Source organism: Leclercia sp. W6 (assembly GCF_003336345.1).
Classification (GTDB): domain Bacteria; phylum Pseudomonadota; class Gammaproteobacteria; order Enterobacterales; family Enterobacteriaceae; genus Enterobacter.
In genome coordinates, this window is sequence record NZ_CP031104.1 from 2,317,037 (window position 1) to 2,333,985 (window position 16,949).

The following is a 16,949-nucleotide window of genomic DNA, read 5'->3' on the forward strand; positions in this document are numbered from 1 at the left end:
ATCTCACCCGGAGGTGAATTGTGAGTGCAGGTGTAATTGTGGGCATCGCGCTGGTGTTTCTGTTACTGGGGTATCTGATTTATGCCCTGCTTAACGCGGAGGCATTCTGATGGCCGCTCAGGGATTTCTGCTTATCGCCAGCTTTCTGCTGGTGCTGTTCATACTCGCCCGGCCACTGGGGATGTGGCTGGCACGCATGATTAACGGCCTGCCGCTGCCCGGGGTGCAGGCCATTGACGCAGGGATACTGCGTCTGCTCGGGATCCGCGCCGATGAGATGGACTGGCGTCACTACCTGTTTGCTATTCTGCTGTTGAATGGCGTGGGCCTGGTTGTACTTTTCGCCATGCTGATGCTTCAGGGCACTCTGCCGCTCAATCCGCAGCAGCTTCCGGGGCTGTCATGGCATCTGGCGCTGAACACCGCGGTGAGCTTTGTCAGCAACACCAACTGGCAGTCCTATGCCGGTGAAACCACTCTGAGCTATTTCAGCCAGATGGCGGGGCTGACGGTGCAAAACTTCCTCTCGGCAGCCAGCGGCATTTCGGTGATCTTCGCCCTGACCCGCGCCTTCTCCCGCCAGAATGTCACTACGCTTGGCAACGCCTGGGTCGATCTGACCCGCATCACCCTGTGGGTGTTGCTGCCGCTGTCGCTGGTTATCGCCCTGCTGTTTATGCAGCAGGGCGTATTGCAGAACCTGCTTCCTTATCAGCCCTTCACCTCGCTGGAGGGGGCCAGACAGCTGCTGCCGATGGGGCCGGTCGCCTCGCAGGAAGCAATCAAAATACTGGGTACCAACGGAGGGGGTTTCTTTAATGCCAACTCCACCCATCCGTTTGAGAATCCGACCGCGCTGACGAACGCCGTGCAGATGCTGGCAATCTTCCTGATCCCCACCGCACTGTGCTTTGCCTTTGGCGAGTCGGTCAGCGATCGGCGCCAGGGGCATACGATCCTGTGGACCATGTCCGCCATCTTTGTGGTCTGCGCGGCGCTGGTGATGTGGGTGGAGTGGCAGGGCAACAGCCACTTTATGCTGCTCGGCGCGGACAGCAACAGCAATATGGAAGGTAAAGAGAGCCGCTTTGGCATTCTCGCCAGCAGCCTGTACGCCGTCGTCACTACTGCCGCCTCCTGCGGAGCGGTTAACGCCATGCATGACTCCTTCACCGCCCTGGGCGGCATGATCCCGATGTGGCTGATGCAGATTGGTGAAGTGGTGTTTGGCGGCGTCGGATCGGGCCTGTACGGTATGCTGCTGTTTGTGCTGCTGGCGGTCTTTATCGCCGGGCTGATGATTGGCCGTACCCCGGAATATCTGGGTAAGAAAATCGACGTGCGTGAAATGAAACTGACCGCCTTGGCGATCCTCGTCACCCCGGCGCTGGTGCTGCTCGGCACCGCACTGGCGCTGATGACCGACGCCGGGCGCAGCGGCATCTTTAACCCCGGTATCCACGGCTTCAGCGAGGTGCTGTACGCGGTGTCGTCGGCGGCCAACAACAACGGCAGCGCCTTTGCGGGCCTGAGCGCCAACTCGCCGTTCTGGAACTGCCTGCTGTCGTTCTGCATGTTGGTCGGCCGCTTTGGGGTGATTATTCCGGTCATGGCCATCGCCGGATCGCTGGTTAACAAGACCCGCCAGCCTGTTTCTGGCGGCACGCTGCCTACCCACGGCGCGCTATTTGTCGGCCTGCTGATCGGCACTGTCCTGCTGGTCGGCGCCCTCACTTTTATTCCCGCCCTCGCATTAGGCCCGGTTGCGGAACACCTCTCTTTACGCTGATTTTACGGAGTATTCTTCATGAGTCGTAAGCAACTGGCCCTGCTTGAACCTGCTCTGGTTCGCCAGGCGCTGATGGATGCGATAAAAAAATTAGATCCGCGCGTGCAGTGGCGCAATCCGGTGATGTTTATCGTCTGGCTGGGGAGCCTGCTGACCACCCTGCTGGCTCTTGCCATGGCGGGCGGATGGCTGTCAGGCAGCGCCACCTTTACCGCGGCGATCAGCCTGTGGCTGTGGTTCACCGTGCTGTTTGCCAACGTCGCCGAAGCGCTGGCGGAAGGACGCAGCAAAGCGCAGGCCAACAGCCTCAAAGGGGTGCAGAAAACCGCATTCGCCCGCAAGCTGCGCGAAGCGAAATATGGTGCGGCCAGCGAAACGGTGCCAGCGGATACGCTGCGCAAAGGCGACATCGTTCTGGTGGAAGCCGGAGATATTATCCCCTGCGACGGGGAAGTGATCGAAGGGGGCGCCTCGGTGGATGAGAGCGCCATCACCGGGGAGTCCGCGCCGGTGATCCGTGAGTCCGGGGGCGATTTTGCCTCGGTCACTGGCGGAACACGCATTCTTTCCGACTGGCTGGTGATCCAGTGCAGCGTCAACCCTGGCGAAACCTTCCTCGATCGGATGATCGCCATGGTAGAAGGCGCCCAGCGGCGCAAAACCCCAAACGAAATCGCCCTGACCATTCTGCTGGTGGCGCTGACCATCGTCTTCCTGCTGGCGACCGTTACCCTGTGGCCCTTCTCGTCTTATGGCGGGACGGCAGTGAGCGTCACCGTGCTGGTGGCCCTGCTGGTCTGCCTGATCCCGACCACCATCGGCGGCCTGCTGTCGGCTATCGGTGTGGCGGGCATGAGCCGGATGCTGGCGGCCAACGTTATCGCCACCAGCGGGCGAGCCGTCGAGGCGGCAGGCGACGTCGACGTGCTGCTACTGGATAAAACCGGCACCATCACCCTCGGCAACCGTCAGGCTTCTGAGTTCCTGCCCGCCCCGGGCGTGGATGAGCAAATGCTGGCCGACGCCGCCCAGCTGGCGTCGCTGGCGGACGAAACTCCGGAAGGCCGCAGCATCGTCATTCTCGCCAAACAGCGCTTTAACCTGCGCCAGCGCGACGTGCAGAGCCTGCATGCCACCTTTGTGCCCTTTACGGCGCAAACGCGGATGAGCGGCATCAATATTCAGGACCGCCTGATCCGCAAGGGCTCAGTGGACGCCATTCGCCGCCATATTGCGGCCAATAACGGCCATTTCCCGCCGCAGGTCGATACGCTGGTGGAGAACGTCGCACGTCAGGGGGCCACGCCGCTGGTGGTGGCGGAAGGAGCCAGCGTTCTCGGGGTGATCGCTCTGAAAGATATCGTCAAAGGCGGTATCAAGGAGCGCTTTGCCCAGCTGCGTAAAATGGGCATCAAAACGGTGATGATCACCGGGGATAACCGCCTGACCGCCGCCGCCATTGCCGCCGAAGCGGGGGTGGATGATTTTCTCTCCGAAGCGACGCCGGAGGCCAAACTGGCGCTGATCCGCCAGTACCAGGGAGAAGGACGGCTGGTAGCCATGACCGGTGACGGCACCAACGACGCCCCGGCCCTCGCCCAGGCGGACGTGGCGGTAGCCATGAACTCCGGTACCCAGGCGGCGAAAGAGGCGGGCAATATGGTTGACCTCGACTCTAATCCGACCAAGCTGATCGAGGTGGTACATATCGGCAAACAGATGCTGATGACCCGGGGCTCGCTCACCACCTTCAGTATCGCCAACGACGTGGCGAAATATTTCGCCATTATTCCGGCGGCGTTTGCCGCGACTTATCCGCAACTGAACGCCCTGAATGTGATGCATCTGCACTCCCCCGCCTCGGCCATCCTGAGCGCGGTGATCTTCAACGCGCTGATCATTATCTTTCTCATCCCGCTGGCGCTGAAAGGGGTGAGCTACAAGCCGCTCACCGCCGCCGCCATGCTGCGCCGCAACCTGTGGATTTACGGTCTGGGTGGGCTGGTGGTGCCGTTTATCGGCATTAAAGCCATCGACGTTGTGCTCACCCTGTTCGGGCTGGTTTAAGAGGAAAATCAAATGGCTATGTTACGTCCCGCTATACTGTTGTTTATTCTGCTGGCCCTGATAACCGGCGGGCTCTATCCGCTGGTGACCACCGCGCTGGGTCAGTGGTGGTTTACCGACCAGGCGAACGGATCGCTTATCTACCAGCAGGGGGAGATCCGCGGTTCCCGGCTGATTGGGCAAGACTTTACCGCGGCGGGTTACTTTCACGGGCGTCCTTCCGCTACGGCTGAGAGCCCGTATAATCCCATGGCCTCGGGCGGCAGCAATCTGGCGGGCAGCAACCCTGAGCTGGATAACGCCGTTCGCGCCCGCGTGGCGGCTCTGCGTGCAGCCAACCCGCAGGCGAGCCCGGCAGTGCCGGTTGAACTGGTGACCGCATCAGGCAGCGGGCTGGACTACAGCCTGACGCCGCAGGCCGTCGCCTGGCAGATCCCACGGGTGGCTCTGGCGCGTCAGCTCAGCGCCGAACAGCTCAGCCAGCTGGTGGCCGCCCATACGCAAAAGCCATTATTCAGCGCGATGGGCAATCCAGTGGTCAATATTGTTGAATTGAATCTGGCGCTGGACGCGCTAAGGAAAGAGTAAATGATTGACGAGCCTCTGCGCCCGGACCCGGACAAACTGCTGGAGCAGGCTGCCACTCCCCATCGCGGCATGCTGAAAATTTTCTTCGGCGCCTGCGCGGGCGTCGGCAAGACCTTCGCCATGCTCAGTGAAGCCCAGCGTCTGCGCGCCCAGGGGCTCGATATTCTCATCGGTGTGGTGGAGACCCACGGTCGCCAGGAGACCGCCGCGCTGCTGGCGGGGCTGGCAACCCAGCCGCCACGCCGCATTCATCATCGTGGACGTCTGGTAACGGAATTCGATCTCGACGCCGCCCTCGCCCGCCGTCCGGCGCTGATCCTGATGGACGAGCTGGCGCACACCAATGCCCCGGGCTCGCGCCATCCCAAACGCTGGCAGGATGTCGAGGAGCTGCTGGACGCCGGGATTGATGTCTTTACCACCGTCAACGTCCAGCATCTGGAGAGCCTCAACGACGTGGTCAGCGGCGTCACCGGTATTCAGGTGCGGGAGACCGTCCCGGATCCCTTCTTCGACGAGGCGGACGAGGTGGTGCTGGTGGATCTTCCCCCGGACGATCTGCGCCAGCGTCTTCATGAGGGCAAAGTCTATATCGCCGGGCAGGCTGAGCGGGCCATCGAGCACTTCTTCCGTAAAGGTAATTTGATCGCCCTGCGCGAGCTGGCCCTGCGCCGCACCGCCGACCGGGTGGACGATCAGATGCGGGCCTGGCGCGACCGTCAGGGCGAGGAGAAAGTGTGGCATACCCGCGATGCAATCCTGCTCTGCATCGGTCACGGCAGCGGCAACGAAAAGCTGGTGCGCACCGCCGCGCGTCTGGCCGCAAAGTTCGGCAGCGTCTGGCATGCGGTCTACGTGGAGACGCCGCAGCTGCACCGTCTGCCGGAGAACCAGCGCCGCGCCATTCTTGGTGCCCTGCGTCTGGCGCAGGAGCTGGGCGCCGAAACCGCCACCCTGGCCGAGCAGGCGGAAGAGAAAGCCATCCTGCGCTACGCCCGGGAGCATAACCTCGGCAAAATTGTTATCGGCAGGCGCGCCCGTCGCCGCGGGTTCAGCCGGGAGAGCTTTGCCGACAAGCTGGCACAGCGCGCCCCCGACCTCGATCTGCTGATCGTTGCACTGGACGACAAACCGGCCGCCTTGCCCGCCAGAACCCCGGACAACCGGGCATTCAGCGACAAATGGCGGATCCAGCTGCGCGGCTGTCTGGTGGCGGTGCTGCTCTGCGCGCTGATCACCTTTGTCGCCAGCCAATGGTTACCCGGCTTCGATGCCGCCAACCTGGTGATGATCTACCTGCTGGGAGTGGTGCTCGTGGCCCTGTTTTACGGCCGCTGGCCCTCGGTGCTGGCGACGGTGATCAACGTCATCAGCTTCGATCTCTTTTTTATCGCCCCGCGCGGCACCCTGGCGGTGTCGGATGTGCAGTACGTCCTCACCTTCGCCGTGATGCTGGCGGTAGGTTTGCTTATCGGCAACCTGACGGCGGGGGTGCGCTATCAGGCGCGGATCGCTCGCTATCGCGAGCAGCGCACTCGCCACCTGTATGAGATGTCGAAGGCGCTGGCGGTGGGCCGTACGGCGCAGGATATCGTCCAGACCAGCCAGCAGTTTATTCACTCCACTTTTAACGCCCGCAGCCTGATCCTGCTCCCGAATCGCGAAGGCAAACTGTGTCCGCTCACCCCGGTCTCGGGGATGACCCCGTGGGATGAGGCTATTGTCCGCTGGAGCTTTGATAAAGGCCAGCCTGCGGGAGCGGGCACCGACACGCTCCCGGGTGTGCCCTATCAGATTCTGCCGTTGCAGCGTCAGGGGGTGGTGATTGTCGAGCCGGCTAACCTGCGACAGCTGATGATCCCCGAGCAGCAGAGGCTGCTGGAGACCTATACCCTGCTGGTGGCGAGCGCGCTGGAGCGGTTGGCGCTCACCGCCAGCGAAGAACAGGCTCGGTTAGCCAGCGAGCGGGAGAGCATTCGCAATTCGCTGCTGGCCGCCCTCTCCCACGATCTGCGCACGCCGCTGACGGTGCTGTTCGGCCAGTCGGAGATCCTGACCCTCGACCTGGCGGCAGAAGGCTCCCGCCACGCTATCCAGGCCAGCGAGATCCGCCAGCACGTGCTGAACACCACCCGGCTGGTGAATAACCTGCTGGATATGGCGCGGATCCAGTCCGGCGGCTTTAACCTGAAAAAAGAGTGGCTGACGCTGGAAGAGGTCATCGGCAGCGCCTTAAAAACGCTGGAGCCGGGGCTAGGTGGTCGGCATATCGCGCTCGCGATGTCCGATCCCCTGGCGTTGATCCACGTTGACGGCCCGCTGTTCGAGCGGGTGCTGATTAATCTGCTGGAGAACGCCGCGAAATATGCGGGCAGCAGAGCGCAAATCGGCATTGACGCCAGCGTCACCCCCGAACAGTTGCAGCTGGAGGTGTGGGACTCCGGCCCGGGCATTCCGGCGGGTCAGGAAGAGGCTATCTTTGATAAGTTTGCCCGCGGGAATAAGGAGTCCGCCATTCCCGGCGTCGGGCTGGGGCTGGCTATCTGCCAGGCGATTGTTGAGGTGCACGGCGGCACCATTACCGCCCATAATCGCCCCGAAGGCGGGGCCGGGTTTTGTGTTACACTGCCGCTTGATGCGCCACCCGACCTGAATGAACTTCCAGAGGATTTGTGATTAACGTCCTGATTGTTGAAGATGAACTCGCCATCAGTCGTTTTCTGCGTGCCGCGCTGGAAGGTGAAGGGTTGCGCGTTCACGATGCCGGGACGCTGCAACGAGGCCTGATTGAAGCCGCCACCCGCAAGCCGGACCTGGTGATCCTCGATTTGGGCCTGCCGGACGGCGACGGCCTCGACTTTATCCGGGAGGTGCGCCAGTGGAGCCAGATGCCCATCATTGTTCTCTCGGCGCGTCTGGAGGAGACCGACAAAATTGCCGCACTTGATGCCGGTGCCGACGACTATCTCAGCAAGCCGTTTGGTATTGGCGAACTGCAGGCGCGTCTGCGCGTCGCCCTTCGCCGCCACGCGACCACCGCCCCCGTCGACCCGGTGTATACCTTTTCGGATATTCGTGTCGATCTGGCCTCGCGGCGTATTCAACGCGGTGAGGCTGAAATCCACCTGACCCCCATCGAGTTTCGCCTGCTGGCGGTGTTGCTCAACAATCACGGCAAAGTGCTCACCCAGCGCCAGCTGTTAAGTCAGGTCTGGGGACCGAATGCAGTGGAGCATAGTCACTACCTGCGCATCTATATGGGGCACCTTCGCCAGAAACTCGAAGCGGATCCCGCGCGTCCACAGCACCTGTTAACCGAAACAGGGATTGGCTACCGCTTTATGCTTTGAGCATAAAAAAGCCCGGTGGCGCTAGCGCTTACCGGGCCTTTAAGATCGAAGCAGTTGTAAGCCGGGCAAACGCAGTGCCGCCCGGCGCACAAATCGCAGTTATGCGTTTTTCAGCACTTCGCTGACAATCTCTACCGCTTCTTTCTCAATCTGCTGGCGGTGTTCCGCCCCAAGGAAGCTTTCGCAGTAAATCTTGTACGCATCTTCCGTACCGGATGGACGCGCCGCGAACCAGCCGTTCTCGGTCATCACCTTCAGGCCGCCAATTGAGGCACCGTTGCCCGGGGCCGCCGTCAGACGGGCGGTGATCGGGTCGCCTGCCAGGGTGCTGGCACTGACCATGTCAGGTGAGAGCTTAGAGAGCGCCGTTTTCTGTGCGGAGGTGGCAGAAGCCTGCAGACGGTTGTAACTCGGCGCACCGAAACGGGCGGCCAGCTCATCGTAGTGCTCCTGCGGGTTCTTACCGGTGACGGCAGTGATCTCCGCCGCCAGCAGGCACATGATGATACCGTCTTTGTCAGTAGACCACGGCGTACCGTCGAAGCGCAGGAAGGAAGCGCCCGCGCTCTCTTCGCCGCCAAAGCCGAAGCTGCCGTCGAACAGACCATCAACAAACCACTTAAAGCCCACCGGCACTTCCACCAGCTTACGGCCCAGGTCGTTAACCACACGGTCGATCATTGCGGAGGAGACGAGGGTTTTACCCACGGCAACCTCTGCGCCCCACTGTGGACGATGCTGGAACAGGTAGTTGATCGCCACCGCCAGATAGTGGTTTGGATTCATCAGGCCCGCAGGGGTGACGATACCGTGACGGTCGTAATCCGGGTCGTTGGCAAAGGCGAGGTCGAACTTGTCGCGCAGCGCCAGCAGGCCAGCCATCGCGCACTCGGAGGAGCAGTCCATACGGATCGCGCCATCTTTATCCAGGTGCATAAAGCGGAAAGTCTGATCGACATGATCGTTAACGATGGTCAGATCCAGCTTGTAGTGCTCCGCAATACGTTTCCAGTACTCAATACCGGAACCGCCGAGCGGATCAACACCCAGCTTCAGACCGGCTTTCTGGATCGCCGCCATATCGACGATATCTGCCAGCCCTTCAACGAACGGCTGCACCAGATCCTGCTCTTTCACGTGGCCGGAGGCCATCGCCTCGTCCAGAGAGATGCGCTTCACGCCTTTCAGGCCATCAGCTAGCAGTGCGTTGGCACGATCTTCCACCACTTTCGTGACGTTGGTGTCAGCCGGGCCGCCGTTGGGTGGGTTGTATTTGATGCCGCCATCTTCCGGCGGGTTGTGGGACGGCGTGATCACAATGCCGTCAGCCTGCGCGCCGCCCTTCTGGTTATGCACCAGGATGGCGTTAGAAACGGCAGGGGTCGGCGTATAGCCGTTGTTTTCCTGAATGATGACATCCACGCCGTTGGCCGCCAGCACTTCCAGTACGGAGATAAACGCTGGCTCTGACAGGGCGTGTGTATCCTTACCTACGTAACACGGACCGGTGACGCCGTTTTTGGCACGCTCTTCCGCGATGGCCTGAGCAATGGCCAGAATATGCGGCTCGTTAAAGCTATGGCGTACCGCACTGCCGCGGTGCCCGGATGTACCAAACTTAACTGCGTGTTCTGCGTTGCCCACTTCCGGCTTCAGCACGTAGTACTGCGCGGTAAGCTGGGCGACGTTAATCAAATCGCTCTGTTGTGCAGGTTGACCCGCACGATTGTGATTTGCCATTGCCTGGTCCTTCTGATGCAAGGGTTAGATAGTACCGCAAACCTTATCAATCAATTCCACCGGGAACTGCATCGACTGCATGATGTGTTCGATCATGCTGCGTTTACGTCCGGTATTGGTATTGGTGATCACCCAGTACGGTGTACCAGGGAGGTGCTTGGGTTTAGTTTGATTGCCATTCTGTAACAGCGTTTGCTCGTCACCCGCGAAATAGACGCGGGTGCGACCATGCAGTGACTCCGTCGCATCGGCAAACGCGTTGTTATCCAGTGAATAGAGTGTAGTCAGCACTAGCATAAAGCGGTTAACTGCTTTCTTCTGCTCAGCGTATTCGTCAGAAAGCAGCAGTTCGCGCATCGCACGCACTTTGTCTTTTACCTGCGTCAGCGGCTTTTCCTGGGCGACGGCAACGGGCTGGCGCGTCTCTTTGAGGGCCGGAGCGGCAGACTGCGAGGCGGCGGCCATTTTGAGCATGCGCCGTAAAATGTCGGACGCGCTCTCACCGATATGCCGCGTCTGGCTGGCGATATACTGATAGAGTTCGTCATCAACTTCGATTGTTTTCATCTTAATCCAGTGCGATATCTTATCTGAATACAAGTCGTTGGGAGTATAAGTTCAAAACCCAACAGCGGATAGCGTCAAGCCAGAATGGCGGCAAAAGTCAGAATTAACTGTTTCCTTGCAGCCGGGCGGCAGAATGGTCAACATGATACCCTAACCTGACATACGTAAAAAAAGAACTTTGCCATGAAATTGAATACCCGAGCGCAATCTGCACAATCGCCGCACAATAATTCTCCCATCGTCCTGGTGCATGGTCTGTTTGGTAGTCTGGATAATCTTGGCGTACTGGCACGGGATCTGGTGCAGGATCACGCGCTGCTGCAGGTGGATATGCGTAACCACGGCCTGTCGCCGCGCTCGCCGCAGATGACCTACGCCGATATGGCCCAGGATCTGCTGGATACGCTGAATGAGCATAATATTGAAAAAGCGATCCTGATTGGTCACTCCATGGGTGGCAAAGCGGTGATGGCGCTGACGGCGCTTGCGCCGGAGCGCATTGCGGGCCTGGTGGTGATCGACGTGGCGCCAGTGGATTACGACGTGCGCCGCCATGATGAGATCTTCGCCGCTATCAACGCCGTCACGGACGCTGGCGTCAGTACCCGCCAGCAGGCCGCAGCGGTCATGCGCGAACATCTTGATGAAGAAGGCGTGGTGCAGTTTCTGCTGAAATCCTTCGTCGACGGCGAGTGGCGCTTTAACGTGCCGGTGCTCTGGGATCAGTATGACCAGATCGTCGGCTGGCAGCCGGTACCGGCGTGGCCGCATCCGACGCTGTTTATTACCGGCGGCAACTCCCCGTACGTGACCGAAGCGTACCGTGATGCGCTGCTGGCGCAATTCCCCCAGGCGCGTGCGCATGTCATTGCCGGGGCCGGACACTGGGTACATGCCGAAAAACCGGACGCGGTGCTGCGCGCTATCCGTCGTTACCTCGCTGACACGGCAAATTGATTAAAAAGAGAGCGACTGGTCGCCTGCGGGCCTCCAGTCGTTGGCGTGCCGTTTTCGGTGATGTATGATGGCGCGCTTATCGCCCGGGCATTAGCAGGGTGTCTTGTTTCCCCCGAATTCTCAAAATCATGGCCAAAGAACACACGGACCGCACGACATTAGATCTGTTCGCGAATGAGCGTCGCCCGGGACGACCGAAAACCAATCCGCTTTCGCGTGATGAACAGCTGCGCATCAATAAGCGCAATCAGCTTAAACGCGATAAAAGCCGCGGGCTTAAACGCGTCGAGCTGAAACTGAACGCTGAAGCCGTCGATGCGCTGAACGAGCTGGCGAATGCTCGTGATATCAGCCGCAGTGAGCTGATTGAAGAGATGCTGATTTCGCAGCTCGAGAAATGGCACGGCAAAGCGTAAGTCAGAAAACTCCCCTTCTTATTGCTTTCATGTAGCACAGAGTGCAGTCCTGGGTGATTGCAGTTTCCGCAGGCTTCTCTGTTCTGCTATGATTGCCCTTATCCGTGGCTAAATTGCGCCACCATACCATTAAGTTTCAAGAGGTTATTTTACTCATGGCAATCATCGGCATTTTTTTTGGCAGCGACACGGGTAATACCGAAAATATCGCAAAAAACATTCAAAAACAGCTAGGTAAAGACGTTGCCGATGTGCATGACATTGCGAAAAGCAGCAAAGAAGATATCGAAGGTTACGATATTCTGCTGCTGGGCATCCCTACCTGGTACTACGGTGAAGCGCAGTGCGACTGGGACGACTTCTTCCCGTCTCTGGAAGAGATCGATTTCAACGGCAAACTGGTTGCCCTGTTCGGCTGTGGCGATCAGGAAGACTATGCCGAGTACTTCTGCGATGCTCTCGGCACCATTCGCGACATCATTGAGCCGCGCGGCGCCGTGATCGTTGGTCACTGGCCAACTGCTGGATACCACTTCGAAGCCTCAAAAGGTCTGGCCGATGATAATCACTTCGTGGGCCTCGCCATCGACGAAGATCGTCAGCCTGAACTGACCGCTGAGCGCGTAGAGAAATGGGTTAAGCAGGTTCGCGAAGAGCTGCATCTCGACGATATCCTCAACGCCTGAAATGCTGCGGCGCAACGTTGAAGTTGCGCCGCATTGATAGGTAATATCAATCAAAATAATTGCTACAAATTTTTAACTTTTCCTGCCATACCTGTACAATGATCCAGGTTCAAACGGGTCACCCTGTAACAAGTTTGTTGGCGGTACCACGTTTTTATAAGCATACTTTACTTGAGACTTGCAGTTTTCATTAGGTCATGGCAGTTCTATAATGAGACGCATTTCCCAGGTGCATTTTCTGTCACTTCTTCTTTAGAAGTGAATCGTTTAGCAACAGGACAGATTCCGCATGACTGACAACAACACCGCATTAAAGAAGGCCGGACTGAAAGTCACGCTTCCACGGTTAAAAATCCTGGAAGTGCTTCAGGGTCCGGATAACCATCATGTCAGTGCGGAAGACTTATACAAGCGTCTGATCGACATGGGCGAAGAGATTGGTCTGGCTACCGTTTACCGTGTACTGAACCAGTTCGACGATGCAGGCATCGTGACGCGTCACAATTTTGAAGGCGGGAAATCCGTATTTGAACTGACGCAGCAGCATCACCACGATCACCTGATTTGCCTGGATTGCGGCAAAGTGATCGAATTCAGCGACGACTCTATCGAATCACGTCAGCGTGAAATTGCCGCCCGTCACGGCATTCGTCTGACCAACCACAGTCTCTACCTGTATGGCCACTGTGCCGAAGGCGACTGCCGCGAAGATGACCACGCGCACGACGCGAAATAATTCATCCGCATACTCTGAGCCAACCTGACGGTTGGCTTTTTTTTGCCTGTCATTATGTAAAAAGCCCGGTGGCGCCTCACTGACACAGACCTACGCATTTGTAGGCCCGTGTCAGCGTAGCGCCATCGGGCGTGGCAAACAGCCGATTACTTGCTGTTGTTATTGCGGATCTCCTGCCAGATTTTATCGCAGTCTTTGGTCACGTCCTGATTGTTACCCGTTTTACGCGCCTGGATACAGGCCTGGTAATCCGCAACCCGAACGGTCTCTTGCGTCGCAAATTGCTCGTGCGCCTTCTCCTGGCGCAGCACGTCCAGCACGCTCTGGCAGGCTTCGATCTTCTCTGGCGACCCTTCAGCGGTATTGATACAGGCGCTGTAGGCCTCTTTCAGACGGGTATCTTCTTTCTGGGTCTGAGGTTGCGCGCAGGCGGTCAGTCCTGATGCCACCAGCGCGACCAGTACGATTTTTTTCAGCATAGCAGTCTCCGGTCGGCGGGGTTATCCCCCGCCGGATGTGTCATCAGAAGATGGTGAACGGGGCGATAACCATAAACTTCACGTCTCGCTCATCCTGGAAGATGTTGCCGTAACCGCCGCCGTAGCTTGGGATATCGGAATTGTTGTCATACTGCGTGAAGTGCAGTTTGAACATAGTTCCTTTCGCGCGACCATCCTGAAGGGTGTAGATCGCATCCAGACTGTAGGCCGACTCTTTAATCTTGTTAGAGGCAATATCTTCACGCTGGCCCGCGCTGTTGATCAGCCAGTCTGCCGGTTTTGCATCCCAGGCGTAAACATAAGACGCGCCCACACTCCAGCCTGCGAGGTTCCAGTTGCTCAGGTCATACATCGCGCCGAAGAAGACCGCTTTTTCGCCGTTGGCGTTGAAGTCGGAGCGGTTATCCCACCACACGTCCAGACGGCCGTTGGACGAAGCGTAGGTTGGGGTCATACGCTGCAGGAAGTAACCCTGCTGCCCTTCCGCCTTAACGTAAGTCCCTTCCAGACGTAAATCGACCTGCCCGACCTTATAACCCAGGGTCAGCGCCTGCAGCCATGCCGTGCCGTCGTAGATATCATTCACGGTGCCGCTGTCGGCTTTATCACGCGTGCCGTAGAACTGGTAGCTGGTCGAGAGCGGGCCGCCCACGATATCTAACTTGTAGCTGGCTTTGGCAAAATACTGATCGATGTAACCTTCGGCCTGACCAAAGGCGGCTTCCAGAATTAGGTTATTTTTGAAATCGTACTTCGCGCCAAAGGAGTGGAGATAATCGACGCGGGTTTTTCTGTCATTCTGATAGAACTTGTCCATCTCGAGGTGCCACGGCGCTTTGTACTCGTTGGTCCACATGTACGAGAAACTCAGCGCACCGCTGTCTCCGTAGTCAAAGTTGGCCCCGGCTTCGGCACCCTGATAGGTACCCGGCATAAAGCTCCAGTGCGGCGCTAGCAGGGTTTGACCGGTTGGCTGCAGCCAGCCGCCGCGGGCCCAGACCGGGCCGTATTTAAATTTAGCAGCCGCTTTATACAGGCTGATCCCGCTCTTATCGCCGGACCAGTCCTCTTTATAGGCTTTGTTGCTGGAGGAGAACGCAATTTCGTTCGGGTGGCCGCTGTCGCCATTTTCCGCCATTTCGATGGCTGTGAACGCAGCGAGATCAAGACCGAACATGTCGGCCACATAGCCCGACTGGAAATCAAGGTTGGCGTTCCAGGTGGAGTGAGCCAGGTTAGTTTCGTATTTGTCTGCTTCGACATTTTTGCGGTCACGTTCACGCTGCCAGTAATAAATACCGCCCGTGAGCGTGGAATCATCAATAAAACCTTCGGCCTGGGCTTTCGGAGAAACCATCCAGCCTGACATTGCTGTTACACCGGCAATAGCCAGCGCAAGCGCACTACGTTTGCCACTGAACGTACGCATAATTAATCCTCTTTGACGTATTTAAAGCGCCTTAAACGGCGAAAAACAAAAAAGTAAAAAATGGAGGTAACCAGAAATACCCGCTTACATCTCCTGTCTGTAGACTATTTTTCGCGACGCGAATTATCAATGCTTTTCAGCGATCAAAAGTCAGGATTATGACAAAGCGCACATATTTGATTGCTATTTGTAACAATCAAAACTGAAAAGAATTTTTAATTAAAATAATGCACGTAATTAGCGGGTTATTTTTAACAGACAGCTATTTAACGGCCAGTTCGATAGCTATTATCGTGAATTTGTGAAAGGGAAGAGAAAGCGAATCATTTTAAGAAATGGGATTAATTCGCAACGCGAACATATAGTCGGTTAATGGCTTGCTTGCGGGGCAAAAAAAACGCCGCTATGCGCGGCGTTTATCGAAAAATAATCAGTTACTCACCGACTTTCGTCCAGGTATCACGCAGACCGACGGTACGGTTAAACACCAGTTTGTCTGCAGTGGCGTAGCGGCTGTCGAGGCAGAAGTAACCTTCGCGCTCAAACTGGTACGCATGACCAGCAACAGCCTCTTTCAGGGATGGCTCTGCAAAGCCCTGCTTGATCACCAGCGACTCCGGGTTAATCACCTCCAGGAAGTCCTCAGCAGCACCCGGGTTTGGCACGCTGAAGAGGCGATCGTACAGACGGATTTCAACCGGCAGTGCATGAGCCGCGCTGACCCAGTGGATAACGCCCTTCACCTTGCGACCATCGGCAGGATCCTTGCTCAGGGTCTCGGCATCGTAGGTGCAGAAGATGGTGGTGATGTTGCCTTCAGCGTCTTTTTCAACACGCTCAGCTTTGATCACGTAGGCATTACGCAGGCGCACTTCTTTGCCCAGCACCAGACGTTTGTACTGCTTGTTCGCTTCTTCGCGGAAGTCGGCACGATCGATCCAGATCTCTGCGCTAAACGGCACCTCACGGCTGCCCATCTCCGGCTTGCTCGGATGGTTAGGCATGGTCACCAGCTCGCTTTCGCCCTGCGGGTAGTTTTCGATAACCAGCTTAACCGGATCGATAACCGCCATGGCGCGCGGCGCATTGTCGTTCAGATCTTCGCGAATGCAGGATTCCAGCGACGCCATCTCGATGGTGTTGTCCTGCTTGGTCACGCCGATGCGTTTGCAAAACTCGCGGATAGATGCTGCGGTATAACCACGACGACGCAGACCGGAGATGGTTGGCATACGCGGGTCATCCCAGCCTTCAACATGCTTGTCGGTCACCAGCAGGTTCAGCTTACGCTTGGACATCACGGTGTATTCCAGATTCAGACGAGAGAACTCGTACTGACGCGGATGTACCGGAATGGAGATGTTATCCAGCACCCAGTCATACAGGCGACGGTTGTCCTGGAACTCCAGCGTACATAAGGAGTGAGTAATGCCTTCCAGCGCATCGCTGATGCAGTGGGTGAAGTCGTACATCGGGTAGATGCACCATTTGCTGCCGGTCTGATGGTGATCGGCAAACTTAATGCGGTACAGCACCGGGTCACGCATCACGATAAACGGCGAGGCCATATCGATTTTAGCGCGCAGACAGGCTTTACCCTCTTCGAAGCCACCGGCACGCATTTTTTCAAACAGCGCCAGGTTCTCTTCCACGCTGCGATCGCGGTACGGGCTGTTTTTGCCCGGCGCGGTCAGCGTACCGCGGTATTCGCGGATTTCGTCAGCGGAAAGCTCGTCAACGTAGGCCAGACCTTTGTTGATCAGCTCTACGGCGTAAGCATACAGCTGGTCAAAATAGTCGGAGGAGTAGCAGATGTCGCCAGACCAGTTGAAGCCCAACCATTGCACGTCGTTCTTAATGGACTCTACGTATTCGATATCTTCTTTCACCGGGTTGGTGTCATCGAAACGCAGGTTGCATTGGCCCTGGTAGTCCTGCGCGATGCCGAAGTTCAGGCAGATCGATTTCGCATGACCAATGTGCAGGTAGCCGTTCGGCTCCGGCGGGAAACGGGTATGAACTGTGGTGTGCTTACCAGTGGCCAGATCTTCATCAATGATCTGACGGATAAAGTTGCTCGGGCGGGCTTCAGCCTCACTCATCGTGGATTCCTCAAAGCGTAAA

General features: G+C 57.7%; 15 protein-coding genes. 10 read left to right on the forward strand and 5 right to left on the reverse strand.

The genetic code is table 11. The features are described from left to right. Positions 1 to 20 precede the first annotated feature (20 nt). The 6 genes from kdpF to kdpE are packed head-to-tail and all read left to right on the forward strand — an operon-like array spanning position 21 to position 7,794. Complete coding sequence (kdpF, locus tag DVA43_RS11400; RefSeq protein WP_103823569.1) at positions 21 to 110, forward strand: K(+)-transporting ATPase subunit F; 90 nt, start codon at positions 21 to 23, stop codon at positions 108 to 110. Then, complete coding sequence (gene kdpA / locus DVA43_RS11405; RefSeq protein ID WP_114315607.1) at positions 110 to 1,789, forward strand: potassium-transporting ATPase subunit KdpA; 1,680 nt, start codon at positions 110 to 112, stop codon at positions 1,787 to 1,789. The genes kdpF and kdpA overlap by 1 nt, the downstream gene beginning before the upstream one ends. Positions 1,790 to 1,807: 18 nt before the next feature. Further along, positions 1,808 to 3,856, forward strand: a complete 2,049-nt coding sequence (gene kdpB / locus DVA43_RS11410) for a potassium-transporting ATPase subunit KdpB (protein WP_114315608.1) — start codon at positions 1,808 to 1,810, stop codon at positions 3,854 to 3,856. A 12-nt stretch (positions 3,857 to 3,868) separates the two neighbouring features. Next, the gene (kdpC, locus tag DVA43_RS11415) at positions 3,869 to 4,444 is read left to right on the forward strand and encodes a potassium-transporting ATPase subunit KdpC (RefSeq protein ID WP_114315609.1); all 576 of its coding nucleotides are present in this window, start codon (positions 3,869 to 3,871) and stop codon (positions 4,442 to 4,444) included. Then, a complete protein-coding gene (gene kdpD / locus DVA43_RS11420) occupies positions 4,445 to 7,120 on the forward strand; it encodes a two-component system sensor histidine kinase KdpD (RefSeq protein ID WP_114315610.1) in 2,676 nt (891 codons plus the stop codon). Beyond that, positions 7,117 to 7,794, forward strand: coding sequence for a two-component system response regulator KdpE (gene kdpE, locus DVA43_RS11425; RefSeq protein ID WP_114315611.1), 678 nt, complete (start codon positions 7,117 to 7,119; stop codon positions 7,792 to 7,794). Before kdpD ends, kdpE begins: the two co-directional genes overlap by 4 nt. Before the next feature lie 99 nt (positions 7,795 to 7,893). On the opposite strand, the gene pgm is transcribed toward kdpE, so the two are convergent. Next, a complete protein-coding gene (gene pgm / locus DVA43_RS11430) occupies positions 7,894 to 9,534 on the reverse strand; it encodes a phosphoglucomutase (alpha-D-glucose-1,6-bisphosphate-dependent) (RefSeq protein WP_114315612.1) in 1,641 nt (546 codons plus the stop codon). 24 nt (positions 9,535 to 9,558) lie between these two features. After that, positions 9,559 to 10,101: a replication initiation negative regulator SeqA gene (gene seqA / locus DVA43_RS11435; RefSeq protein ID WP_103823576.1), complete on the reverse strand. Its 543-nt coding sequence runs from the start codon at positions 10,099 to 10,101 to the stop codon at positions 9,559 to 9,561. Positions 10,102 to 10,284: 183 nt separating this feature from the next. Here seqA and ybfF point away from each other — a divergent pair, with 183 nt between their 5' ends. The 4 genes from ybfF (at position 10,285) to fur (ending at position 12,896) form a co-directional block, all read left to right on the forward strand. After that, positions 10,285 to 11,058 carry an esterase gene (ybfF, locus tag DVA43_RS11440; protein ID WP_114315613.1) on the forward strand — a complete coding sequence of 258 codons (774 nt, stop codon included), beginning with the start codon at positions 10,285 to 10,287 and terminating at the stop codon, positions 11,056 to 11,058. Between the two features lie 128 nt (positions 11,059 to 11,186). Further along, positions 11,187 to 11,474 (forward strand): LexA regulated protein, encoded by a 288-nt coding sequence (gene ybfE / locus DVA43_RS11445; protein ID WP_103823578.1) that lies wholly within the window; start codon positions 11,187 to 11,189, stop codon positions 11,472 to 11,474. 155 nt (positions 11,475 to 11,629) lie between these two features. After that, positions 11,630 to 12,160, forward strand: coding sequence for a flavodoxin FldA (fldA, locus tag DVA43_RS11450; protein WP_168192007.1), 531 nt, complete (start codon positions 11,630 to 11,632; stop codon positions 12,158 to 12,160). Positions 12,161 to 12,449: 289 nt separating this feature from the next. Next, positions 12,450 to 12,896, forward strand: a complete 447-nt coding sequence (gene fur, locus DVA43_RS11455; protein ID WP_010428651.1) for a ferric iron uptake transcriptional regulator — start codon at positions 12,450 to 12,452, stop codon at positions 12,894 to 12,896. 146 nt (positions 12,897 to 13,042) lie between these two features. Here fur and chiQ read toward each other — a convergent pair whose 3' ends face one another. The 3 genes from chiQ to glnS all read right to left on the reverse strand — a co-directional run bounded on the left by chiQ (position 13,043) and on the right by glnS (position 16,927). Further along, entirely contained in the window at positions 13,043 to 13,375 is a 333-nt protein-coding gene (gene chiQ / locus DVA43_RS11460) for a ChiQ/YbfN family lipoprotein (RefSeq protein ID WP_197080134.1), read from the reverse strand. Between the two features lie 43 nt (positions 13,376 to 13,418). Beyond that, positions 13,419 to 14,825 (reverse strand): chitoporin, encoded by a 1,407-nt coding sequence (gene chiP, locus DVA43_RS11465; RefSeq protein WP_114315614.1) that lies wholly within the window; start codon positions 14,823 to 14,825, stop codon positions 13,419 to 13,421. 434 nt (positions 14,826 to 15,259) lie between these two features. Then, positions 15,260 to 16,927, reverse strand: a complete 1,668-nt coding sequence (gene glnS, locus DVA43_RS11470; protein ID WP_114315615.1) for a glutamine--tRNA ligase — start codon at positions 16,925 to 16,927, stop codon at positions 15,260 to 15,262. Positions 16,928 to 16,949: the final 22 nt, after the last annotated feature.